This window comes from Pseudomonas sp. MF6776 (assembly GCF_016613125.1).
Taxonomy (GTDB): domain Bacteria; phylum Pseudomonadota; class Gammaproteobacteria; order Pseudomonadales; family Pseudomonadaceae; genus Aquipseudomonas; species Aquipseudomonas iridis.
This window is the reverse complement of record NZ_JAENSQ010000045.1, coordinates 1-22007: the sequence shown is the minus strand read 5'-3', so window position 1 is coordinate 22007 and position 22007 is coordinate 1. Positions and strand designations below refer to the sequence as shown.

20 protein-coding genes are annotated in these 22007 nt (G+C 54.4%); 7 read left to right on the top strand and 13 right to left on the bottom strand.

From position 1 onward, the window contains the following. Positions 1–24 precede the first annotated feature (24 nt). Positions 25–987, bottom strand: coding sequence for an arsenic resistance protein (locus JJD74_RS28220; protein ID WP_108184780.1), 963 nt, complete (start codon positions 985–987; stop codon positions 25–27). Between the two features lie 91 nt (positions 988–1078). On the opposite strand from JJD74_RS28220, the gene JJD74_RS31175 reads away from it, so the two are divergent. Then, on the top strand, positions 1079–1513 hold the full coding sequence (locus JJD74_RS31175) for a MerR family transcriptional regulator (protein WP_080896083.1): 435 nt from the start codon (positions 1079–1081) through the stop codon (positions 1511–1513). A gap of 170 nt (positions 1514–1683) precedes the next feature. Continuing rightward, positions 1684–2232, top strand: coding sequence for a 3'-5' exonuclease (locus JJD74_RS28210; RefSeq protein WP_010565120.1), 549 nt, complete (start codon positions 1684–1686; stop codon positions 2230–2232). A gap of 26 nt (positions 2233–2258) precedes the next feature. Here JJD74_RS28210 and JJD74_RS28205 read toward each other — a convergent pair whose 3' ends face one another. The 12 genes from JJD74_RS28205 to JJD74_RS28155 form a co-directional block, all read right to left on the bottom strand. After that, positions 2259–2741: a Mov34/MPN/PAD-1 family protein gene (locus JJD74_RS28205; RefSeq protein ID WP_042556859.1), complete on the bottom strand. Its 483-nt coding sequence runs from the start codon at positions 2739–2741 to the stop codon at positions 2259–2261. Next, positions 2738–4522, bottom strand: a complete 1785-nt coding sequence (locus tag JJD74_RS28200; RefSeq protein WP_086794037.1) for a ThiF family adenylyltransferase — start codon at positions 4520–4522, stop codon at positions 2738–2740. Before JJD74_RS28200 ends, JJD74_RS28205 begins: the two co-directional genes overlap by 4 nt. Then, a complete protein-coding gene (locus JJD74_RS28195) occupies positions 4506–5756 on the bottom strand; it encodes a nucleotidyltransferase domain-containing protein (RefSeq protein ID WP_200617489.1) in 1251 nt (416 codons plus the stop codon). Before JJD74_RS28195 ends, JJD74_RS28200 begins: the two co-directional genes overlap by 17 nt. Then, positions 5757–6923 (bottom strand): SAVED domain-containing protein, encoded by a 1167-nt coding sequence (locus JJD74_RS28190; protein ID WP_200617487.1) that lies wholly within the window; start codon positions 6921–6923, stop codon positions 5757–5759. 355 nt (positions 6924–7278) lie between these two features. Beyond that, complete coding sequence (locus tag JJD74_RS28185; RefSeq protein WP_200617478.1) at positions 7279–10422, bottom strand: efflux RND transporter permease subunit; 3144 nt, start codon at positions 10420–10422, stop codon at positions 7279–7281. Then, positions 10419–11903, bottom strand: a complete 1485-nt coding sequence (locus JJD74_RS28180) for an efflux RND transporter periplasmic adaptor subunit (protein WP_200617475.1) — start codon at positions 11901–11903, stop codon at positions 10419–10421. The genes JJD74_RS28185 and JJD74_RS28180 overlap by 4 nt, the downstream gene beginning before the upstream one ends. Continuing rightward, a complete protein-coding gene (locus JJD74_RS28175) occupies positions 11900–13156 on the bottom strand; it encodes a TolC family protein (protein ID WP_200617494.1) in 1257 nt (418 codons plus the stop codon). The genes JJD74_RS28180 and JJD74_RS28175 overlap by 4 nt, the downstream gene beginning before the upstream one ends. Positions 13157–13256: 100 nt before the next feature. Beyond that, the gene (locus JJD74_RS30980; RefSeq protein ID WP_234451899.1) at positions 13257–13598 is read right to left on the bottom strand and encodes a hypothetical protein; all 342 of its coding nucleotides are present in this window, start codon (positions 13596–13598) and stop codon (positions 13257–13259) included. A gap of 73 nt (positions 13599–13671) precedes the next feature. Then, positions 13672–14610, bottom strand: a complete 939-nt coding sequence (gene copD / locus JJD74_RS28170; protein WP_042556867.1) for a copper homeostasis membrane protein CopD — start codon at positions 14608–14610, stop codon at positions 13672–13674. Positions 14611–14613: 3 nt separating this feature from the next. Further along, on the bottom strand, positions 14614–14997 hold the full coding sequence (gene copC, locus JJD74_RS28165; protein ID WP_200617473.1) for a copper homeostasis periplasmic binding protein CopC: 384 nt from the start codon (positions 14995–14997) through the stop codon (positions 14614–14616). Positions 14998–15360: 363 nt separating this feature from the next. Next, positions 15361–16749, bottom strand: coding sequence for a heavy metal sensor histidine kinase (locus JJD74_RS28160; RefSeq protein WP_200617460.1), 1389 nt, complete (start codon positions 16747–16749; stop codon positions 15361–15363). Beyond that, the gene (locus tag JJD74_RS28155; protein WP_047304368.1) at positions 16746–17435 is read right to left on the bottom strand and encodes a heavy metal response regulator transcription factor; all 690 of its coding nucleotides are present in this window, start codon (positions 17433–17435) and stop codon (positions 16746–16748) included. The genes JJD74_RS28160 and JJD74_RS28155 overlap by 4 nt, the downstream gene beginning before the upstream one ends. Positions 17436–17639: 204 nt before the next feature. On the opposite strand from JJD74_RS28155, the gene JJD74_RS28150 reads away from it, so the two are divergent. The 5 genes from JJD74_RS28150 to JJD74_RS28130 all read left to right on the top strand — a co-directional run bounded on the left by JJD74_RS28150 (position 17640) and on the right by JJD74_RS28130 (position 21713). Beyond that, on the top strand, positions 17640–17993 hold the full coding sequence (locus JJD74_RS28150) for a co-regulatory protein PtrA N-terminal domain-containing protein (RefSeq protein WP_042556871.1): 354 nt from the start codon (positions 17640–17642) through the stop codon (positions 17991–17993). 167 nt (positions 17994–18160) lie between these two features. Continuing rightward, positions 18161–18697: a cupredoxin domain-containing protein gene (locus tag JJD74_RS28145; protein WP_200617457.1), complete on the top strand. Its 537-nt coding sequence runs from the start codon at positions 18161–18163 to the stop codon at positions 18695–18697. Positions 18698–18790: 93 nt separating this feature from the next. After that, entirely contained in the window at positions 18791–19042 is a 252-nt protein-coding gene (locus JJD74_RS28140) for a DUF2933 domain-containing protein (protein ID WP_200617455.1), read from the top strand. A gap of 2 nt (positions 19043–19044) precedes the next feature. Further along, a complete protein-coding gene (locus JJD74_RS28135) occupies positions 19045–21402 on the top strand; it encodes a heavy metal translocating P-type ATPase (protein ID WP_200617452.1) in 2358 nt (785 codons plus the stop codon). Positions 21403–21512: 110 nt separating this feature from the next. Continuing rightward, positions 21513–21713: a heavy-metal-associated domain-containing protein gene (locus JJD74_RS28130; protein WP_200617492.1), complete on the top strand. Its 201-nt coding sequence runs from the start codon at positions 21513–21515 to the stop codon at positions 21711–21713. Positions 21714–22007: the final 294 nt, after the last annotated feature.

Genomic DNA, 22007 nt, shown 5'->3' with positions numbered 1-22007 from the left:
CGCGCAGGGTGTCTGCCCTGGCATCTACATTTTGCGCCACACCAAAGCAGGAATTGCTCGGATGTAAATTAGTTCGCTGACCAACTCAATCAGCGTTTGAGTAATGACTGCTGCCGCAGCGAGCCCTCTGATTTCCTCGGGCAAGGCCAATGCCAATGGCAGAACCACTAATGAGTTTCGTGTCGAACTGCTGAAAGCGACTGATCTTGCCGTGCTGGCCGGTAACTTAAACGCCCGAGCCACCAGCGCACCTACCACCGGTGCCAAGAGCGTGAAACCAATGTAGGCGGGAATAACAGGCAGCAGCTTGTCGATGTCTCTGACCACCGTTGAAATCTGAGCGCCGATCACTACGACCAATACAGCCGCCATAGCCGGTACAGGCATCCAGGCCCATGCGTTGTTCCAGCTTTCAACGATGCGTGATCTCTTTGCCCCGGCAGCTGTTGCTACCGCTAAGACCAAAGGCAAAGCGATCAGCATCACAAAGGCCTCAACAAATGGGCCTATAGAAATGACCACTGTTGAGTCGTTACCCAGCATGAAGGTCAGGTACACCGGCAGCAGCACAAGCTGCATCAAAAGAAGCAATGGGGTGGCCGCCAGAGTGAGTTTGGAGTCGCCTTTACCGATATGGGTAAAAACCACCACATAGTCGATACAAGGCGTCAGCAAGACCAACAGGGCACCCACCAAAATCGCCGGGTGATTGGTTATCCCCATCGTCAATGCCCAAACCAGCAAGGGGATGGCCACGAAGTTGGCTGTGAGCAGCGCTGCCATGAAACGCTTATTTGCGAGGCCATTACGGAGATCCAAGAACGGGATCTGTAGAAACATGGCGTACATCAGCACTGCGATGGTGGGTGTCACCGTCGACCCTAATGCTTCAGACGCATTGGGGGCGAGCAGGCCTCCGAGGGCCGCGACAATGACCGCGACGAAGTAAATGGGAATCTGGTTAGTCTCTAGCTGTTCTCTGTCCACAAAATGCCCTTCAAGCGCGTGAAATTATTTTCTGAAGACAGGTTAATATCTGTAGCTGCTACAGGTTCAAGAAAATGCTTGGGGAGTTTGCATGTCAGGAATCGGGGCGCTGTCGAAATCAACGGGTTGCCACATTGAAACGATTCGCTACTACGAGAAAATAGGCCTTTTACCTCCCGCCCTGCGGTCGACTGGGCGGCATCGAATCTATACTGAAAAGCATCGATCAAGACTCGTCTTCATCCGGCAGAATCGTGAATTGGGTTTCCCGCTCGAAGATATCCGAGAACTCATCGCGCTCGCAGCAGATGCTGATCGTCCGTGCGCTGACGCGCTTTCGGTGGTCAAGAAGCACCTAGCGGAAGTAGAGTCGAAGGTAGCAAAGCTTCAGCAAATCCGGGTAGAGCTGCTCTCAATGGCAGGTATGTGTGAGTCAACATGCCTAGGTTTGAACACTCCAGACTGCACGATTGTTGAGTCACTTTTTGAACCTGCTGCTGGGGTTCGCTCTGGTTGCTGCTCCTAGACGAGTCAAGAGCATAGGGGGAGCAAGCTGCCATCGAAACCGAATAGCGCGATAGCCTCGACAGGGTGTTTCGAGCGTCCGTCTACACCAAACGGGCTGGTACAAGATGTGTTCGGCAGACGCTTACCGAGCTTGAGCGTGATCTGGCAACTACACGAAAAGGATATGACATGAACCCTGATGAGCTTTATGTTTCCGTCGACGTCGAGACTTCTGGACCTATACCAGGCGAATACAGCCTGCTTTCCATTGGAGCTTGCCTTGTAGATCAACCTGCCACGTCCATCTATCTTGAACTACGACCTGACAGTCCAAAACACGACCCAGAAGCACTGGCAGTATCGGGGCTGAGTCTGGAGAAGCTGGAGCGCGAAGGACTCACTCCGCAACAGGCGATGCTGACATTTGGTGAATGGCTGAAATCATCCTGCCAAACGGGGCAGAAGGTCATTTTCGTAGGACTCAATGCACCGTTTGACTGGTCATTCGTCAACTACTACTTCCACAAATACTTGGAAACCAACCCCTTTGGTTTTACCGCTATCGACATGAAGGCCTACTTCATGGGAGCTGTAGGTTGCAGCTGGCAGGAAACAAAATCATCCAAGATGACCGCTGCGCTGAAGCCACTCAGCGAACCGAACCATAACGCATTGGATGATGCTCGCTTTCAGGCAGAGCTCTTCGCGCTAATGCTGGCGGGTAAGGGTAACCGCTGACGCCTCCCATGGCACTGACTTGAAGCTTATCTAAGCCAAGTTGCTTCAACATATCTGCCGCCCCTGAACGACCAAGCCTTGATGCCTTCTGGTTTTTCGGACTTGCCAACGATAACGGCTATTGGGTGCGGTAGATCCTGCGTGTAACGCGCAGCAAATCTGGAGAAACTTCCTATGTCTGCCGGAGAAATCACCGGAACAGATTGGGGATGCGTATGCCAATAGCCCACCAGACGTAACCCTTGTTCGTTGGCAGCTTGGATCTCCTGACGGCACCGCTCCGCATCCAACTCTAGCCAAGACCAGCCTGACCGATCGGCGCGATGAGGCAACGTGGCCAAGGCCAGCAGCAACCCTTTCGGATTAACCGGGTTGACGAATAACTGTCCCCCTCGCTCCACGCCAAAGAGGCCCTGCCGATGACTATCCAAGATGTCCGCGACAGCTTGCGACACCAATAGCTCGGAATCCACCTCCGCCCATCTCCAGCGCCAAGCGATATCCGTCATACCATTTCATCCTTATGTTCCGGCCATCCGCGCTCGAGTAGGAGTTGCTGCGCCCCCTCTGGAAGTTTGGGCCCATGGTATTGGCCTCCTAGGCTCGGCACATCTTCAGGCCTGTAGATACTGCTGACCCAAGATGCAGTGGTGATGTTGCAGGTCAATGCACGTAAAGCCGTGTGCGACACCATAGAGGCGATATTGGTCATCCCCAGCGATCCGCCTGGAATAAAGCTCTCCCCACAAGCGGGCAGTGGAACCACACCTCCTCCCGGCCACTCGGTAAACTTATGAAGAAAATCGCCGATGTCCGTGAATAAATGACGGCCATCAAAGGTACCGGCTGGTGCGAATAGCGCGTGGCCTACCTGGGTATACGGTTCGCTCCAGGCTTGTAAAAGTCCCCAAGAAACGCCGCTGGATTTGGCTCGCCATACAGTGACCTCCGACTGCCAGTCCGCTGTCGTAATCACCACAAGATCTGCGTTATCGAACACTTCTGGTTTGCTGCTCATAACTACTTCGGCGAAAGTCGAATAAGCGGTGCATTCTGTAGTCGGAAGATCTAACAGAATCTTGTCCCTCAACGCTGAGGCTTTCAGCCTCCCTAGGCTATCCGCTCCCAGAACGTGCCTACCCAGATTGGCTGACACCAGAGTGTCAGGGTCGATGAGGGTAAGGTGGCCGACACCGGAGCGTGCCAGTTGTATTGCCACCGCACTGCCTAACGAGCCAACGCCAACACAAACGACCCGAGCATTTTCAAGGTGCTTTGCAGTGCCGCTTATATCGCGGGACAGAATGGACGCACGATCAAGCACGTCTAGGGCAGTTGCGCGGACAAGTGCCGGAGGATGTGCATTTGCGATGGCTGGCCGGCGGCGCGCTGTGCGCAAGCCAAACTTTGCCCCCCGCTCTTGCTGTACGCCAAGCGAGCGCACATTGAGGCAATAAGTTGGAGCATCCGTCCCCCCAGGAAGCTCCAGGACAATCCATCGACTCGCCAACGTTCCATGCAGCTCAAACCATGCCAGCAATTGCTCGGCATCGTCTGGTTGAAGGTGTGGCGTGAGCCACAGCAATAAATCTTCTGGATCCGGGGTGCGGATATCCGGATAAGTCTGAAGCTTAACGTAAAAACCAGGAGTTTCGGCCGCGCGAATGACAGCGGAGCGCCCGACAACCCGTCGGTAATGCCCTTTGAGTGCAGCTATGTTCGATGCTAGCCAAACCGTTTCCTGACCGGATGGCACAGCCCGGCGCGGATCGCTGAGAGCAAACAACTGCGAGGCAGCCTGAGGTCGATCCAAAAGTAAAAGGTTCTGGTACGACTGTCCGTGCTGAAAAGACCAGTAGGTAGTGATCTCATTCTGAAATTCGATATCGCGCGCTGCCTGACTTGATCCCATCTTGGACAACGAAACGATCTGGGCCAAGCGAGCAAGGCTGTCCTCTACCACGACCTCCGGGGAGCCCATAATGGGGCGTTCCTGAAAGCCATGAAGGCAAAGCCCCGACTTAGTGGCATGCGGCCAAACCAGCCATGGAGAAGGTTCGACGTTCAGCCGCAAGAGCCCACGGGGAAAGTTGGAGGGGAAACCAATACGCAGTCGCCGCTCCTGCCCCGTGTAATCGATGGGCAAGGGGAAGTGAAAGCACGCCGCTTCGTCAGCCCGCATGGGTGCGGGCTGGAGCAATGCATCAGCTGCATCCTGACCTAGGGTATCTCGCAGTGCGGCGATTCCGCGCTGCAATGGCGTCTTAAGAGGATCAGCCAAGGCGTCCAACTGGCTTTACGCTCGACTGAGAGGTTCCGCCACCGCTGGCCCCTCCGAAGAGCGAACCCATCGAAGCAGAGTTTCGAGTAGTGCCATCCGGTCGGCCAGGCATCGTCCAATTCGCAGGGATCTCATTGTTCACTGCCGTAATGAATGCCGGTGCAATACCGAAATTCTTTTTCACTGCCTCGGCAAAGGAATCGTTGGATTCAAAACTTTCCAAACCCAATGAAACAGATGCACTGGCGTCCGCATGCCATTTGGCAAATGCTTGGCGATAGCCTTGCCCCTCGCCCGGTCGATTCCACTTCTCTGCAAAGTTTTCGCCGTTATCGGCAGGGTTGCAGACATAGCAGTCGCTACCTCTCTGCCCGATGTGCTGCGGCATCCTGCGAACGATTTCCAAAATTGCATCGAGCGGTGCCAGAGGCTTCGCCTGCGACTCCTTTACGACATCCAGGTATGCGTGCGTGGCCAGCGTGGTGATGACCGCAGATATTGGGCGAGTATCAGCGCTCCTTGTCTTGATGGCCCATTCATCGCGATGCCGCTTGAGCAGCTTAATGGTTGCACGCAGGGGATCTTGATCGATGTAATCCTGATAATGCGGCAAAGGATCTTGTGTCGCGGCATCAAGCATCCGCTGGCTTTTGGCAACTACCAAGCTTTCCAGAGAGATTTCTTGGGCAGAAGCAACCTGCAACCAATTCGAGTAAGGGATAGGGCTGCTTGCTTTCCACCCTGTGACCCGATCCGGAACCTCCAGCTTACCTTCGCCGTTTGCTTCGCCATTTCCGTTGATCGCGCTGGCAGGCGTGACATCGATGTGGAACCCTGGATTTTCGTCGGCATAAACGATCCGGATGCCACGACGTAATTGCTTAACTTCTTCTTGAACGCGGGAGCCTTCCCTAAAACGCTGCTCAATCGCTTCTAGAACTTCCTTCGCACCAGCGCCTTGAGCGTGAGGAAGCCAGATAATCGCATCCGCATCAATAGTGTCCAGATCCGCAGGCGCGCCGGGGATTGGCTTGATGGTCGTTTTCAGCCGCATCGAGCCTTGAACGAAGATATGGGCCTCAGCGAGTAGCGGGTTGTCGGAAGCCGAGAGGATTTTTTCCAATTGGGAGTAGCGGTCATTTATTTTTTCGTACTGCGCTTCCGACAGCGAGATTTCGCGAGCGGCGCGAAGCAGAAAATATTCCCAACTGCTGCGCTTGGTCTGTTCGTTGCTCAATAGCATTTACCTAGCCTCCTGGGCCACCGAGCCCAATTGCAGTGTTTGCGTAAACCGATCTTGGTTTTCTTTGTCCCGATCGAAGATCAGGTACGTATGTTGATGCTGCGTTGTGAGCAACGCGCCAAACTCGATGGCCAATGCCGCAGGAATAGCGGCGAAGACGTGGATGGGGTCAGGAGTCAGAGCTTCAAGCTGGCTCAGTCGTATTTGAAGTGCGTCACGAAAGGCATGAATCACTCGACGGTTTTGTACCATCGCATAGCTTGGCTCTGGGATCGACAGCTCTGCAATACGTGCACCGGGCAGAGCGTCGGTCACGTCGCGAACTGGAACTTGCGCAGAAATGGAGAGCACAAGCGCCAGTGGCCCGTCGCCGTCGGGGGGAGGTGTAAACAAAAAAGCGGGCGGCTCAGCGGACTGATCGGGCCAGCGCAAAAGATGCTCGCGGTGAAAGGAGAAGATCAAGCGCTTGGAACGGTCGCCGATACTCTGGCCCAACATCATCAAAGCCGGAATGTCGGCCAAGCCGACGACTGCTAGCGCAGGCGAGTCGCCATAGGTGCCGCCGCGACGCTTGAGTTGCTGCTCCAGCTCATACTGGACGCTGTCTTTGACGTTCTGCCAATAGGTAGTGTCCCTGCCACGTGGTCCGGGCGCAGCGAAGGTGATTTTGATGCCTTGATCGAAGGCGGTTAATCCCTCGGCGGACATCGCAGTCAACAGATCGCGAACGGGGATATCGTTGATCGTCTGAAAATGCTGACTCTGGACGATGAGCGGAATGGCTCTGCCACCATCGGGGGTCGTTGCCGCGAGCCGGATGCGTTCCAGGTACGCTTGGTGTAAACCACTCAAATCATTTTCAGGATACCCATCTGCGTCACGATCAATTTTGTCATGACAACCTGGGCACAGGAGCATCAGATTAGCGGTATTGTTTGTGTGCGCCTCAGCATCATGATCCGCGCGTCCTCGAGGGCCTTTGGGACTGGCGGGCAGGATATGCGCCACTTCGCCCCATTTCATTGGCTTGCCGGCACGATAATCGAACGTCAGATCCGTGCCGCACAGTTCACAATGACCAGCGGTCTGTGTCCATACGATCCGCTTCGTCTCATCATTCGTGTTAAAGCGCCCGCTCGCGGGCTTAGCGTCTTCTTGTTCTGCCATTCCGACCTACCCCCGAGAAACATCCATGATTGAAAACGATGATGGCAAGATAAGATCATATTAGGGTCATTTGCCTCGATTTCAAGAGAGATCTGAGGGTGATGAATGCTGAGTCGGCTTTGAGCAGGATGCTGTTTATGGCTCATCGAAACGCAGTGGCGGGAGCGTTCGTTTTTCTGGCAAGTGCTGGTGGGTAATGGCACTGATCACAGCGTATGTATCGAAATTAGCGAGTTTATGCAAAAGACATAAACTTGCTAATTTCGATACATACCGCGCGTAGGACTGATGAAAACGGACTGTGCAGCTCAAACGAGGCTGCAAGCGCAGCCCCTTTTGTATGCATTTTTACGCGTCAGTGCTTGCCAGGCTCAACGGACAAGTGTCGACGACGCATGAGGTGATAGGCCGCCGGGATCACAAACAGCGATAGCAAGGGCGCCGTAACCATACCTCCGATCATCGGGGCGGCAATGCGGCTCATCACCTCGCTGCCGGTACCGCTTCCCAAAAGTATTGGCAACAAACCAGCGATAACCACCGCAACGGTCATGGCCTTGGGTCGAACGCGCTGCACAGCGCCTTCACGAATCGCGGCCATCAACCCGTGTTCTGTGTTGTCACCGAGGTCTTGACGCTCGGCCCAGGCATTTTTCAGGTAGAGCAGCATGATCACGCCAAATTCGGCAGAAACACCGGCCAAGGCGATAAAGCCCACCCCGGTGGCGACCGACAGGTTGAATCCCAACAGATAGAGAAACCATGCCCCGCCCGTGAGAGCGAATGGCAGAGTGGCCATGATCAGCAAGGCCTCATCAAAGCGGGCAAACGTCAGGTAGAGCAACACGAAGATGATCAACAGCGTGGCAGGCACCACCAGCTTGAGTCGTGCGTTGGCCCTTTCGAGAAATTCGAACTGCCCTGAGTAACTCAGACTCATGCCGGGCTGCAACTTGACCTGCTCATTGACGACCCGGCGCAGATCGGCAACCACCGATGCAATGTCCCGACCACGCACATCGATGTACACCCAGCCTGAAGGCCGTGCGTTCTCACTCTTGAGCATCGGCGGCCCGTCGCTGACCTTGATCTTCGCCACTGTGCCAAGGGTGATCTGGCTGCCTAGCGGGGTGTAGATTGGCAACTGCTCAAGAGCGCCGAGCGAATCCCGCCACTCCCGTGGGTAACGGACGTTTATCGGGAAGCGTGCAAGCCCTTCAATGGTTTCGCCGACGTTTTCACCACCGATAGCGCCGGCCACGATTGACTGCACATCGGCGATATTCAGTCCGTAGCGGGCGGCGGCTTTGCGGTCGATATCCACATCGATATAGCGGCCACCTGTCAGTCGCTCGGCCAGAGCCGAACTGACACCGGGCACGCCCTTGGCCACTCGCTCGACGGCCTGAGTCGCAGCATCGATCTCCGTCAGATTGGTGCCGGCAACTTTCACTCCAATCGGGCTTTTGATACCGGTAGCCAGCATGTCAATGCGGTTACGAATCGGCGGTATCCAGATGTTGGTCAAGCCTGGGACACGCACCACTCGGTCCAGCTCCTCCACGAGTTTTTCCTGGGTCATGCCTGGCCGCCATTGCTCGTGCGGCTTGAATTGGATGGTGGTCTCGAACATTTCCAACGGTGCCGGGTCGGTGGCGGTTTCAGCGCGACCCGCTTTACCAAAGACGTGTTCAACCTCCGGCACGGTCTTGATCAGGCGGTCGGTCTGTTGCAGCAGTTGCGCCGCTTTCTGCGCCGATAGCCCCGGCAGAGCCGAAGGCATATAGAGCAGATCACCCTCGTCCAACGGGGGGAGAAACTCGCCACCCAGACGCGACATTGGCCATAGCGCACTGACAAAAACCAACAGCGCCACCAACAGTGTGATTTTTGGTCGACGCAAGACTGCGTTCAGGGCTGGCTGATAGATCCGAATTAACCAACGGTTCAACGGGTTCTGTTGTTCACTGGGAATTCGTCCTCGAATCCAGTAGCCCATCAGCACTGGCACCAAGGTCACTGACAATCCCGCCGCTGCGGCCATGGCGTAGGTCTTGGTGAAAGCCAACGGGCCGAACAACCGCCCCTCTTGCGCTTCCAAGGTGAACACCGGAATGAAAGACAGAGTGATGATCAACAAACAGAAGAACAGAGCTGGGCCTACCTCTGCCGCCGCCTCAGTCATTACATGCCAATGACACTCACCCTTCAGTTCTTCCCCCGGATTGGCCGCGTGCCAAGCCTCAATCTTCTTGTGGGCGTTCTCGATCATCACTACGGCGGCATCGACCATGGCGCCGATGGCGATAGCTATTCCGCCCAAGGACATGATGTTGGCGTTGATGCCCTGGTAGCGCATGACGATGAAGGCGATCAACACACCAACAGGCAAGGAGATGATCGCCACCAGCGATGAGCGCAAGTGCCAGAGGAAGATCCCACACACCAACGCAACGACGATGAACTCTTCGATCAGCTTGTGGCTGAGATTTTCCACAGCACGGTCGATCAGCTTGCTGCGGTCGTAGGTGGTGACGACTTCTACCCCGGCCGGCAGACTGCTTTTTAGTTCGTCGAGTTTGGTCTTGACCGCCGCAATGGTCTCGCGAGCATTCTTGCCGCTGCGCAAAATCACCACGCCGCCGACGGTCTCGCCTTCGCCGTCGAGTTCAGTAATGCCACGCCGCATTTCCGGTCCCAACTGAATCGTGGCGACATCGCCAAGGGTTACCGGCACTCCTCCCGAAGCCAGCTTGAGCGGGATCGCCCGAAAGTCATTAAGCGTCTTCAAGTATCCGGAAGCACGCACGATGAACTCGGTCTCTGCCATCTCCAGCACCGCGCCACCAGTTTCCTGATTGGCCTTGCCGATAGCGTCGGTCACCTCAGCCTGAGTGATACCGAGGCTGGCCAGTTTGAGCGGATCAAGCTGCACCTGGTACTGCTTGACCATGCCACCCACGGTAGCCACTTCCGCAACGTTGGGCAGGGTCTTGAGTTCGAACTTGAGGAACCAGTCCTGAAGTGCGCGTAGCTGCGCCAGGTCGTGTCCTCCACTGCGATCTACCAATGCGTATTGATAGATCCAGCCCACGCCCGTCGCATCCGGCCCCAACGCCGGCTTGGCGCTGGCCGGCAACCGACTTTGTATTTGGCTCAGATACTCCAACACCCGCGAGCGAGCCCAGTACAAGTCCGTGCCGTCTTCGAACAGCACGTAAACGAAGCTGTCACCGAAGAAGGAATAACCACGCACAGTCTTGGCTGCCGGTACTGAGAGCATGGTGGTGGCCAACGGATAGGTCACCTGGTTCTCGACAATCTGCGGCGCTTGTCCCGGATAAGGCGTGCGGATGATCACCTGAACATCCGAGAGATCGGGTAGCGCATCGATGGGCGTGCTCTGCACTGACCAGATACCCCAAGCCGTAACGAACAGCGTCGCCAGTAGCACCAGGAATCGGTTGGCCACTGACCAGCGAATCAGGGCCGCGATCATGGCTGGCTCCCGGATTTATCCAGGCGCTCAACACGCAAGCCATCATCGGTCTGGCTCACCGCAATCCGAACCTTGTCACCCGCTTTCAGTCCCTGCATCAGAGTCGGATTGGCGAGTGGAAACGTCATCGTCATGCCAGGCATGCCCAGTGTCTTGAAAGGGCCATGGGCGAGCGTGACTTCTTTGTCGTTGATCTCAACAATCTGCCCATCCGCTTCATGAAAGCTTGAGGCTGCTGCGCTGGGTGGTGACTCTTCCTCCGAGCTTGCAACAATGCCCTTAAGACTGGCCTCCGAGTCGAGCAGGAACTGGCCAGACGTAACCACCTTCTGGCCTTCTTCCAGACCTTTCAATATCGCCGTCTTGCCATCGCTTTCCTGCCCGAGTTGCACTTCAACAGGACGATAGCGGCCAGCGTCTTCAGCAAGCATCACCAGAGCACGTCGACCGGTGCGAATGACGGCCTCGCTCGGCACCCACAACACACTTTGCTCCGTTGAACGATTGAGGCTCACTCGTGCGGTCATACCCGGCCTGAGACGGCCTTCTGGGTTGGGTAACTCGACGCGTACGCGAAGGGTGCGGCTATCCGGATTGGTTTCCGGAAGAATCGCGCTGACGACGCCCTTGAGCACAACCCCAGGGAACGCGGGGAAATGCGCCTCTGCCGTTTGCCCCATGAGGATCGATCCAGATTCAGTCTCCGGAACGGCCAGGGCCAGCCAGACGCTATTCAAACCATTAACGCGTGCCAGTGTCTCGCCGGCGGCCACCGTCATACCCTCGCGCACATTGAGCTCTTGCAGCACACCGCTAATAGGGCTGGTGACGGTCAGGTTTGGTTGGACTTTGCCACTGCGCTCTACTTGAGCAATTGATGCCGCCGGCATCCCGGTGAGCCGCAAGCGCTGGCGAGCCGCTGCCAGCAAGCCCTCATCGCCACTGCGCTTGAGTGCGAGAAACTCCTCCTGAGCCGCAGCCCACTCAGGTACAAGGATATCCGCCATGGCGGCATTGGCTTTGATCACATCGCCAGGAGCATGGGCATACACGCGCTCGACGAAACCCGCCGTACGGGCTTGAATGACGGCAACGTCCCGCTCGTTGAAGACCAACACACCGACAACGTCCAAACTCGAAGCAAACACACCTCGACTGACGGTAGCCAGTCGCACACCGAGATTCTGGGTCAGGCTTGGATCAATGCGAACAGTGGCACTGTCCTCCTTGCTATCCGCGTACTGAGGGACCATTTGCATGTCCATGAAGGGCGACTTACCCGGCTTATCGAATTTCTGTTGTGGGTACATGGGGTCGTACCAATACAGAACTTTGCGATCGACTGATGACTCATGCTTCTGCTCCGGTGCTGCAGCCGGTACCGAGCTCACCCTCGGTTGGGCCAACCAGTAACCACCGGCACCCCCCAAAGCAACTGAGATGCTGACAACAAATACCCCTTTCCATGTTCTAAAGATCATTGAGCGGACTCCCCATAGGCGAAATACAGGCGAGCGCTGGTGAGAGCACGCTGCTCTTCAACATCAATCTGCTTGAGACGGGCTTCGATAAGCTCGCGCCGAGCGGCCACGACGTAGTTCAAATCGCCTTTGCCGGCGCGGTAGCTGGCCATGCTGAGCTGGACCTTCTCCTTGGCCAGAGGCACCAGACTGTCCTGGGTTCGACGAACGGCACGATTCAAGCGTTCATAATCGGCCAGCTCGTCCTCCAGTTGCTGGGTGTGCTCGCGTGAAAGCGCTTCACGCTCAGCCTCAAGCTGGTTGAGTTCAGCGTGCTTGGCCGCAATTTTTGGGTTCTGCCGAGAGTCAGGAAAAAGCGGTAGATCCCATGAAAATTGCACGCTGACCATGTCACCGAACTGTCGACCTCGATGCTGATAGTCGACTTCCCAGCTCCAATCCGACTGTTTTTCCGCCTCGGCTTCACGGACCTTGGCTTGCGCTTCGCGGGCCATTGGAGCAAACGCTGCCAATTCTGGGTGATGTTGCAGCTTATGAGAGTAGCCAGAGGCTTCGACAGGCCACTCTGGCAAGCTGCCCACAGGTTTATCGTTGGCGGCTGGTCCAATCCAGCGCTTCAGCGCCGCTCGGGCCTGAGCTCTCTGGCGAATCAGATCGTCCTGCTGCTCCTCCAGTTGTGCCGCTTCCAGTTTGGGAGTTACTGCATCAGCAGGTTGAGCGCGGCCGCCGGCAATTTGTGCACGGACGGTTTCGGCCAGCAAACGGTTTTCCTTGTAGAAATACTGGAATAGCGCGTCTTTACGCTCAACGGAGAAGCTGTTGATCCAGGCTAGCGCCGTGGCCTGACGAACCTTTAGACGTTCGACCCGGCGCTCAGCTGCGGCGCGGGCAATGGCTGCATCAGCGACTTCGATGCGGGCTTTGCGCTTAGCACTGTTGGGCATCTCCTGACTGACTCCGACCATTTGCATGGTCATAAAGTCCTGATCGATGCTCCAACGATCCGGCCCCCCAATTGGATAGTTCTGTACACCTACCAGCAACTTGGGATCGGGTAGTTCCCCGGCTGGGATGGCTGCACTATTGGCAGCACGAATTTTCGCGTCTTGTGCAGTCAGCGACGGCGCATTGTTTTCAGCCAGTTGCAAAGCTTCATCGAGTGTCAATGCAGCAGCGAGACTGGGCAAGGCCAGTACACTTGCCGCCAAGATGGCCACGAGGGGCCGCCCTGTGCAATAGCACTTGGATTTCATGGTCACGATTCCTGTGATGATCCACCGCGCGCCTCATGAGACATGCGCGCAGATATGCCATCCCGCCTGACGCGGAATGAGGCTCAGTGTGGTACAGGAATCAGATGCGGGGAGGTCGCCATACCCCTGATGGGGTTTGGACAGGATGGGAGTCTATGGAGATGGACGCTTCGAGGGGGCTAGATAGGGGGATCAGAGGCTTGATGATAGAGACTTGCAGCATGCCGCCGGTCTTACACTCCTGGCCCGGCTTGCAGGGTTTACCGTGCTCGGTGGGACTTTTCATGTCATGGCAGCAGTCTTGGCCTATGCCGTCCATCATCGCCATGCCCATGGTTTGCATGGGACACGGCTCTGTCGGCGCCTGAACACCCGCCATCCCACTGAGGGGAAGCGCCAAGCTAATCAGGAATATCAGGCAAAACCGTAGATAGCGTGTCATGGACTGAAGTGTAGCCAGTAGAAATGGTGCTAACAATCCCGTTCCCGGCTTCTTGATTAGCTGCCAGAAACCTCTATTGCGCGCTCATTTCCATTTCAGGACTTAGCGTGCCTAACCATGCGACCAGACAGATGATGAGGATTGCCATCAGGAATTCGAATTTCATGCTGCGGCGCAAGGCATTAACCGCTACAGAGTATTGACCATTGCGAACTGAGCGCTCCAACTGCGGGCTTAAGTGAAAGCGGTTCAGTGTGGCTAAAACGATCATCCCGGCAAAGAGCAGGATCTTCAAAAACAGCAGCTGACCATAGGTACTCAGCATGACCTCATCAAGGTTTGGACCGACGATGAAAAGGTAATTCACGACTCCCGTTACGCTTATGATCGCAACAATCACACCGCCGGCCGACTCAAAGCCAGTCAGCACGCGGGCAAGAATTCGTGCTTCCTCCTCGCCCTTCAGCGATTTCAACCGCAGCAGTAGAGCGAAGGCCGCTAGAGCACCCAACCAGCCACCTGCCGCTAATAAATGGAAAATATCGCTCAGAAAATGCCAGTAGCGGCGGCTGCCTTCGTCCATGGCACCGTGCCCTGTCCAGGCTAGCGTGGCCAACGCGATTGCTCCACACACGGTGACGATCCAGAGGCTGGGTGTCGGAAATCGTTTATTCAACGCGACGCCCATAATTGCCCCAACCAAGGCGGCTATTCGGACCATCCAGGTCAACCCAACGTCGGTGCCCATGATGACCATTTCAAAAATGTGGTGATGTAGCTCCATAAGCTCCGATACACCGCTCATTGCTTTTGCAAGCAACAACATCGAAGCAAGGGACAGAGCTACACCTGCAACAGAAGTACCGTAAAGAAGCGACTCAAAATTCAAGACCGTGCCCGATACTCTTTCTTTTCCCCTGAGACTGTACAAGCCAAATATGGCCAATCCAAATAACAACATCAGGTCAAAATAGAGAGCAAAGCGAACCACAATATTTATTGAGTCGCTCATGGATCATTTCACTTTAAAGGAAAAGTTGCCGGTGATCGGGTGGGTGTCCGAGGAAACTGCACGCCATTCAACTTTGTAGGTACCGGTCGTCAGAGGTGCAGTCGGCGTAATCACCATCGTTTTCGGATCACCGCCAGCAGCGACGGCGGCCTTTACACCCATTGGAGAGTTCGGCATGCCAGGCATATCGGTCATGATCAGTTTTGCACCGGAAAACTGAGTGGTGAGATTCTCGGAAAAGTGCAGTTCAATTTTCGAAGGGGCCGCCGCATCCGAGCCTTCCGCCGGAGTGGAAGAAAGGAGCTTTGGATGTGCTTGAGCTACGGCACTCAGAAGCAAACCAGCAGTAAGTGCAACAGCTACGGTCGTAGTTTTAAGGAATGACATGCAAGACTCCTCACAGCAAGAGCTGTTGATTTGAGGTTTGTTTGGGAAGAACTAGTTTGTAATTTTCAATTTAAAACCACTGATGGTTAACTCGGAGCTTCCATCTCTAGGGCAGGTTGAACACGAAAATCTCGCTAAGCCCCAACGTCACAGTGCAAGAACACGATGCCACACGAACGCAAACTGTTCGATTACATTTCAGTCAGCTTGACACGCTGTTTGGGATCGAATTGGCGAAGGTCGCAAGTCTTAGAAACGAGACCGCACGCCGCAAATACTGGGGTATTCACTCATTCAAAAAATGACGAAACTGGATGCAGGCCCAAGTCGCGCTAACGCCGTTGATCACAAATGCGGCATTGCTCAGCTGACCTGCAAGTCAACACTAGGAAACTCTAGATGAAAGGCCGTTTTACCGTCACATGACGTACACCAGATTTTGCCATCATGCGCCTCAATAATTGATCGGGTAATCGACAAACCTAGCCCTGCGTTGCTTGGACTTCCTTCCCTGCGCGCTGGGTCCACGCGATAAAAACGATCGAAGAGCTTTTCAAGATGTTCGGGGGCAATGGGTTCACCCTGGTTCTCCACGACGACCAATACCGACATCTCCTTCTTGAGGATTTCGACACTGATCATCTTCCCTTCCGAGGTGTAGCGAAGCGCATTAGAGAGCAAGTTAGATATAGCTCTGTGGAGCATAAGGACATCGCCTCGGACGCTGCCCCTTCCTGAAACCTTCAGTTCTATCCCTCGCTCATCTGCCAAAAGACGGTAGTATTCAAGCAGTTTCTCCACGACTTCCACCAAATCTATTGGTTTGTTCTCGTGGGTGATCAGACCATTGTCTGATTTCGCCAGAAATAGCATGTCATCAATCATCCGACTCATACGCTTCAAGTCATCAAGATTTGAGTACAGATTGTCTTCGTAGTCCTCTATATCCCTTTTTCTTGAAAGCACGACTTCGGTGTGGGTCATCAAGTTGCTTACAGGAGTCCGTAGTTCGTGGGCAATGTCTGCGGAAAAATTCGATAACCGGACAAATGCATCGTCGAGTCTGGACAGCATTGCGTTAAAAGACAGCACCATTTGCTGAAGTTCTTTAGGAACAGGCGCTAAAGGGATGCGCTCTTTTAGTGATTTTGCTGACATAGAGGCGGCGACCCGCGTGACCTGGCGAATAGGCCGCATGCCACTGCTTGCTACCATCCAGCCAAGCGCCGCACTGACCAACGCGCTAATTACCAGCCCTATCCAAAACCAGCGCTCAAGCGTCTCGAAAAAGGACATATGCTGAGTAACGTCAAAGATCAAAATGACTGTCAACGGCTTGTCTTGCCCCGTCACAACGGCTTGTGCTGTCACGCCACGGAACATCTGCTCTTGCTCCCGCCACTCCCAGACGTTGTTGTTTGTGGTTGTGCGGAACTCCTTCGGAATATCTACCGGACCGGGATCTGCGAACAGCAGCTTGCCTTCACCATCGATTATTAGGGCCGTCAAATCACGGTGAGCACCCAGCAGCGCTTCCAGCTCAGGCTTAAATTCGCTGAATTGATCGATGGTGTTCAACCCGGACAAAATTCTCTGGGTCGAGTGGAGCTTTTCGTTCAATGCCTGCTGATCCAGCATCTTAAAGTGATGCCGACTGAGGTTGTTGAAACTAAGTCCGGCGACCGTAAGCACGGCCGTTACCGCGAGCATGAACATCAGACTCATGCGGGTTGTCAGGGACATCCGATTCATTCCGACTCCGAATCAGGCGCGTCTAGCATGTAACCCATTCCCCTCGAGGTATGAATCAACTTGACCTCAAAGTCGTCATCTATCTTGGCCCTCAACCGTCTAACCGCAACCTCGATAACGTTGGTGTCGCTATCGAAGTTCATATCCCAAACCTGGGAAGCGATAAGTGACTTTGGCAGCACCTCCCCACGACGTCGCAGCAATAGCTCAAGCAACGCGAACTCTTTGGCCGTAAGGTCAATTCGCTTGCCTCCACGAATGGCTCGACGCTTGAGGAGGTCCACCTCCAGATCAGCCAATTTCATGTAGGTTTGCGAAGGTGCGCTGTTACCGCGACGCAGCAACGTTCTGACTCGAGCAAGCAATTCAGAAAATGCGAAGGGTTTGATCAGGTAGTCATCTGCGCCGAGTTCAAGTCCTTTAACTCGATCTTCAACGCGGTCTCTCGCTGTGAGAAAGAGCACGGGGACGTCTTTCCCGGAAGCGCGAACCTTCTGCAGAACTTCCCAGCCATCCAATCCAGGCATCATGACGTCGAGAATCAACAGGTCATACGCTTCGCTCAAAGCGTGCTGAAGCGCCTCTTTTCCATTAGTAAAACGATCAACATTGAACCCCGCCTCGGTGAGTCCTTGCTGCAAATAGATACCTATTTTTGGTTCGTCTTCAGCGACAAGAAGTCTCATGAGGTCGTTCTCTGATAGTGATGAAGCGGAGTCTGCAACGAAAACCGGCAGCCAACCAGCAACTGACAGAAAAGTAATATTGGCTTCAGGTAGATGTCAGCGAGCGCTGTCTAGGGTTCAAGCATGAGTACTTCCTGGTGCTCGACCGACTCTTCAACATGAAACGTTTGGGAGCCGGAAAACAATTCCATAAGGAGTTGCCCCATGAATCGCCTGAAAATTCTGTTTTTTGTGAGCTCAATACTCGTCTCAGCTTCTGTATGGGCTGAAAGTGGCGGAGACCGGGTGATAGAGCGTATGGAGGGTCTGCGCAACAAGGCAGAAGCTGTCCTGATACAAGCTGAAAACGCCCCTGAAGGTCAGCGTCATGTCCACATGACCGAGCATATGAAGATGCTGGGAGAGCTCATGAGTCAACTCCATAAAGATCATCCAGACGCCTCAATGTCACCTCAGCAGCATCTCGCCTGGATGGAAAAGCACGACAAAATCGTCGATGACGTTTTGAACCAAATGCAGCGCGAGCACAAATTGATGCTTTCAGAGAATCATCAGTGAAAACCGGCTTCCAAGGGGCTTTTTGAACAGTAACGTTAAATACGGCGTCGTTTGGACGCCGTGCTTTTTTGAAAACTGACAGAAATGTAGTGTTCAGGTCAGTTAACTGGCAGCTCCGTGTCTTTAGCATAGCCAGTGCTCCCACTCCTCTTACTCTCGAGGTCACTATGAAAACTAAGCTCGTTACCCCTGTCATCGCGGCAATCACTCTACTCTTCGGTGCTACGGCTATGGCCAGCGCAGGGCATGGGAAAGAGGACATCGGCCAGCCTGGAGTCGCCTCTCAGGTTACTCGTACGGTGGAGGTCGAGATGGGCGATATTTTCTTCAAACCTGAAAGCATCGACGTAAAGCCTGGTGAAACCATTCGATTTGTCCTTCGCAATGAGGGCTCGCTGCTGCACGAGTTCAACATCGGCAAAGCCGCTGCTCATGCAGCACACCAAAAAGAAATGGCAAGCATGTTCCAGAACGGGACGCTTAACCCCACAGGTACCGGGAAAACGATGAGCGGTATGAGCCACAGCATGGGTGGAATGAAGATGGTCGGAATGGAGCACAACGACCCGAACAGCGTCCTGATTGAGCCAGGCGCAACCCAGGAGCTGATCTGGACCTTCAACAACAGCACAGGCCTTCAGTTTGCCTGCAACGTGCCGGGGCATTATCAGGCAGGGATGGTTGGTCCGTTTGACCTGAAGTAAGCCGGAGCTGGCTGATAACACCGCTTCGACGCACGAGTTGGCTACGCTCTGTCGCAGAGGTCACAGCAACGCTCACACAGTGGGGTTTAATTCATGAATAACCATCAGCATCCGGATGGAAACACCACCGCACCATTTTGGAGGCGCAAAACAGGCGTTGTACTAATCATGCTCATCGCGATTGGTGCCTTCTACGTGTTGCGCGAGCATTTCAGCCACGTTTATCCATTTTGGCCTTATCTGATTCTGTTGATCTGTCCATTGATGCATTTTTTTGGACATGGACATGGTGGACATAGCCATGGCTATCAGGCAGCAACCCACAAGGACAAAGAAGGGAAATAGCCATGCCTAACATATCGAGCCACCACGACCACAGTCACGCCCATGCTGCTCCGCTAAATGACGATGATCTACGTGACCCGGTGTGCGGAATGGCAGTCACTTCATCAAGTAAATTTGGTGAGTCTTATCAGGGACAGAAGTATCAATTCTGTAGCCTGAAATGCCAGGAGAAGTTTCGAGCTGATCCTGAACGCTTCAGCAGTAATGTTTCGAGCGCCGAATCCCGTGTCACCACTCCAGAGTCTGCGGTACAAACAGGCACTGAGTTTACCTGTCCGATGCACCCGGAAATACGTCAGCCCGGACCCGGCAACTGCCCTAAATGTGGCATGACATTAGAGCCGATCATGCCCGCGCTCGATGAAGAAGAAAATCCTGAACTCCGGGATTTCGCCCGCCGCTTTTGGTGGTCGCTGCCATTAACCGTGATAGTGACCTTGCTCGCCATGGCGGGACACACGTTACAACTTTTCCATGGCCCGATCCAAAACTGGATCGAGCTGGCTCTGGCGACACCGGTGACCTTGTGGGCAGGTTGGCCTTTTTTTGTCAGAGGCATAGCCTCTATTAGAAATCGCAGTCCAAATATGTGGACACTGATTGGGTTGGGTGCCGCCGCAGCATACCTTTACAGCGTCATGGCAACGCTCTTACCTCAAAGCTTTCCGGCCACCTTCATGCAAGATGGACGCATCGGCGTCTACTTCGAAGCCGCAGCGGTCATCATTTCACTCACCTTGCTTGGGCAGATTCTTGAGCTCAAAGCACGATCGCAAACCTCCGCCGCCATCAAGTCCCTTCTCGGCCTGTCGCCCAAGACAGCACGCCGGATCAATACTGATGGACAGGAAGAAGACATTCCTCTCACCCATGTCCACCTTGGAGACCATCTACGGGTCAGACCCGGTGAAAAGGTTCCAGTTGATGGCTCAGTACTGGAAGGTGAAAGTGCGGTGGATGAGTCCATGCTTACTGGCGAACCAGTGCCGGTAATGAAGAGAGCTGGAGATAGTCTGATCGGTGCCACGCTCAATACACATGGTAGCTTAGTAATGGAGGCGCAGAAGGTCGGCGCCGAGACCATGCTGTCACAGATAGTACAGATGGTCGCTCGGGCTCAGCGGTCCAAAGCACCAATGCAACGAATGGCCGACTCGATTGCTGGCTACTTTGTGATGGGTGTTATCGCGATTGCGATACTGACATTTGTCGGCTGGGGGCTTTTTGGCCCTGAGCCCAGTTGGGTGTTTGGTCTGATCAACGCTGTTGCTGTGCTGATCATCGCTTGTCCGTGTGCGCTAGGTCTTGCTACGCCCATGTCGATCATGGTCTCGACGGGTAAAGCAGCCAGCATGGGTGTGCTGTTCAGGGATGCCAGCGCTATCGAAAACCTTTGCAAGATCGACACGCTAATTGTCGATAAGACCGGCACCCTGACAGAGGGACGGCCAGTGTTTCACAGTGTGGAGGCCACACCCAGTTTCAATCCCCACGATATTCTCCAGCTTGCTGCCAGTCTTGATCAGGGCAGCGAACATCCCTTGGCTCATGCAATCGTCGATCACGCCCGAACCAAGAACATTAAGCTCACCAAGCCAGAGTCTTTCGAGTCTGGTTCAGGTATTGGGGTCAGTGGGATCGTTGATGGTAAGAAGATCGAGCTGGGGAACACTGCGTTGATGGAAGCCGCAGGCGTAAGAACCACTGCCCTACAAGAGCGTGCTGAGGCGTTGCGACTTGATGGCATTAGCATCATCTACCTCGCCGTCGACGGGGCATTGGCGGGGTTGTTGGCAGTATCAGATCCAATTAAGCCGACCTCCAAAGAAGCAGTCACCAAACTCAAGGCTGATGACATCAAAATCATCATGGCAACTGGCGACGGGCTCACAACCGCACGGGCTGTCGCCAGGGAGATGGGGATTGAAGAAGTCCACGGTGAAGTGAAACCTCAGGACAAGGAGCGTCTGGTCGCAGACCTTCAGCAAAACGGCCGGAAGGTCGCCATGGCTGGTGATGGTATCAACGATGCACCAGCCCTGGCGCGAGCAGATGTGGGCATTGCCATGGGGACAGGGACTGACGTTGCGATGAATAGCGCTCAACTCACGCTAGTAAAAGGCGACCTGATGGGGATTTTACGAGCAAGGGCTCTTTCGGTCGCAACAGTAAAAAACATGCGGCAAAACTTGGGTTTCGCCTTTCTTTACAACTCGATGGGTATACCCCTTGCCGCAGGGTTGCTCTATCCGCTGACGGGACACCTCCTATCGCCAATGATCGCTGCGATAGCCATGAGCGTCAGTTCTGCATCTGTGGTTTTTAACGCATTGAGACTAAGAAACATTCGGATTGACTGAGCTTGAACGCATTCACAACTCGAAACAAAAACGTGTTGACCTTGCCATCGTGTCAACGTCGATGCTGTTGGTGCGGCGAAAAGAAACCGCTCAGCTTGAGAGGTAAAACCATGTTCGTTTTAAATGTTTCCGGCATTGGCTGCGGCAGTTGCGTCAGCAAAATCACCAAAGCGATTCAGTCACTGGACAACGAAGCTACTGTTTCCGTGGATCGGTCTGCCGGTAGGGTGAGTGTTGAAACCAGCGAAAGCCCAGAGCAGATTCGTAAAGCTGTCGAGGCGTTAGGTTTTCCTTCCCAGATCAGCGCTTGAATGCTGGCACCTTTGCATGGTCAGAGCCCCTCATACAGGGGCTCCCCTTGGTTAACCCTCAGGGAGTACCGAAGCAGCCACGTCGGCCACAAATCGCTCGCAAGCCCTTGCGCTACTAATCACCTCGGAGAGCTTTTAGCAAACCTTTAAATGCTCCATTCAACCTAGCCTGAATTCATAGAATAAGCGCAACGCTTGAAACGAGAGGCAGAGAGCCAGCCACCGGTAGAATCCAGGCTCTCACACCGAAGGATTCAAGCGCAGATGACTACGCATTACCGGCAGCTGACTCAG

Bases quoted from the DNA above. Each gene is read 5' to 3' on its own strand.
- JJD74_RS28150 (WP_042556871.1), top strand. From the start codon at position 17,640: ATGAATCGCCTGAAAATTCTGTTTTTTGTGAGCTCAATACTCGTCTCA.
- JJD74_RS31175 (WP_080896083.1), top strand. From the start codon at position 1,079: ATGTCAGGAATCGGGGCGCTGTCGAAATCAACGGGTTGCCACATTGAA.
- JJD74_RS28205 (WP_042556859.1), bottom strand. From the start codon at position 2,741: ATGACGGATATCGCTTGGCGCTGGAGATGGGCGGAGGTGGATTCCGAG.
- JJD74_RS28195 (WP_200617489.1), bottom strand. From the start codon at position 5,756: ATGCTATTGAGCAACGAACAGACCAAGCGCAGCAGTTGGGAATATTTT.
- JJD74_RS28175 (WP_200617494.1), bottom strand. From the start codon at position 13,156: ATGAAATCCAAGTGCTATTGCACAGGGCGGCCCCTCGTGGCCATCTTG.
- JJD74_RS28145 (WP_200617457.1), top strand. From the start codon at position 18,161: ATGAAAACTAAGCTCGTTACCCCTGTCATCGCGGCAATCACTCTACTC.
- JJD74_RS28135 (WP_200617452.1), top strand. From the start codon at position 19,045: ATGCCTAACATATCGAGCCACCACGACCACAGTCACGCCCATGCTGCT.
- JJD74_RS30980 (WP_234451899.1), bottom strand. From the start codon at position 13,598: ATGACACGCTATCTACGGTTTTGCCTGATATTCCTGATTAGCTTGGCG.
- JJD74_RS28130 (WP_200617492.1), top strand. From the start codon at position 21,513: ATGTTCGTTTTAAATGTTTCCGGCATTGGCTGCGGCAGTTGCGTCAGC.
- copC (WP_200617473.1), bottom strand. From the start codon at position 14,997: ATGTCATTCCTTAAAACTACGACCGTAGCTGTTGCACTTACTGCTGGT.
- JJD74_RS28155 (WP_047304368.1), bottom strand. From the start codon at position 17,435: ATGAGACTTCTTGTCGCTGAAGACGAACCAAAAATAGGTATCTATTTG.
- copD (WP_042556867.1), bottom strand. From the start codon at position 14,610: ATGAGCGACTCAATAAATATTGTGGTTCGCTTTGCTCTCTATTTTGAC.
- JJD74_RS28140 (WP_200617455.1), top strand. From the start codon at position 18,791: ATGAATAACCATCAGCATCCGGATGGAAACACCACCGCACCATTTTGG.
- JJD74_RS28185 (WP_200617478.1), bottom strand. From the start codon at position 10,422: ATGATCGCGGCCCTGATTCGCTGGTCAGTGGCCAACCGATTCCTGGTG.
- JJD74_RS28160 (WP_200617460.1), bottom strand. From the start codon at position 16,749: ATGAATCGGATGTCCCTGACAACCCGCATGAGTCTGATGTTCATGCTC.
- JJD74_RS28190 (WP_200617487.1), bottom strand. From the start codon at position 6,923: ATGGCAGAACAAGAAGACGCTAAGCCCGCGAGCGGGCGCTTTAACACG.
- JJD74_RS28180 (WP_200617475.1), bottom strand. From the start codon at position 11,903: ATGATCTTTAGAACATGGAAAGGGGTATTTGTTGTCAGCATCTCAGTT.
- JJD74_RS28210 (WP_010565120.1), top strand. From the start codon at position 1,684: ATGAACCCTGATGAGCTTTATGTTTCCGTCGACGTCGAGACTTCTGGA.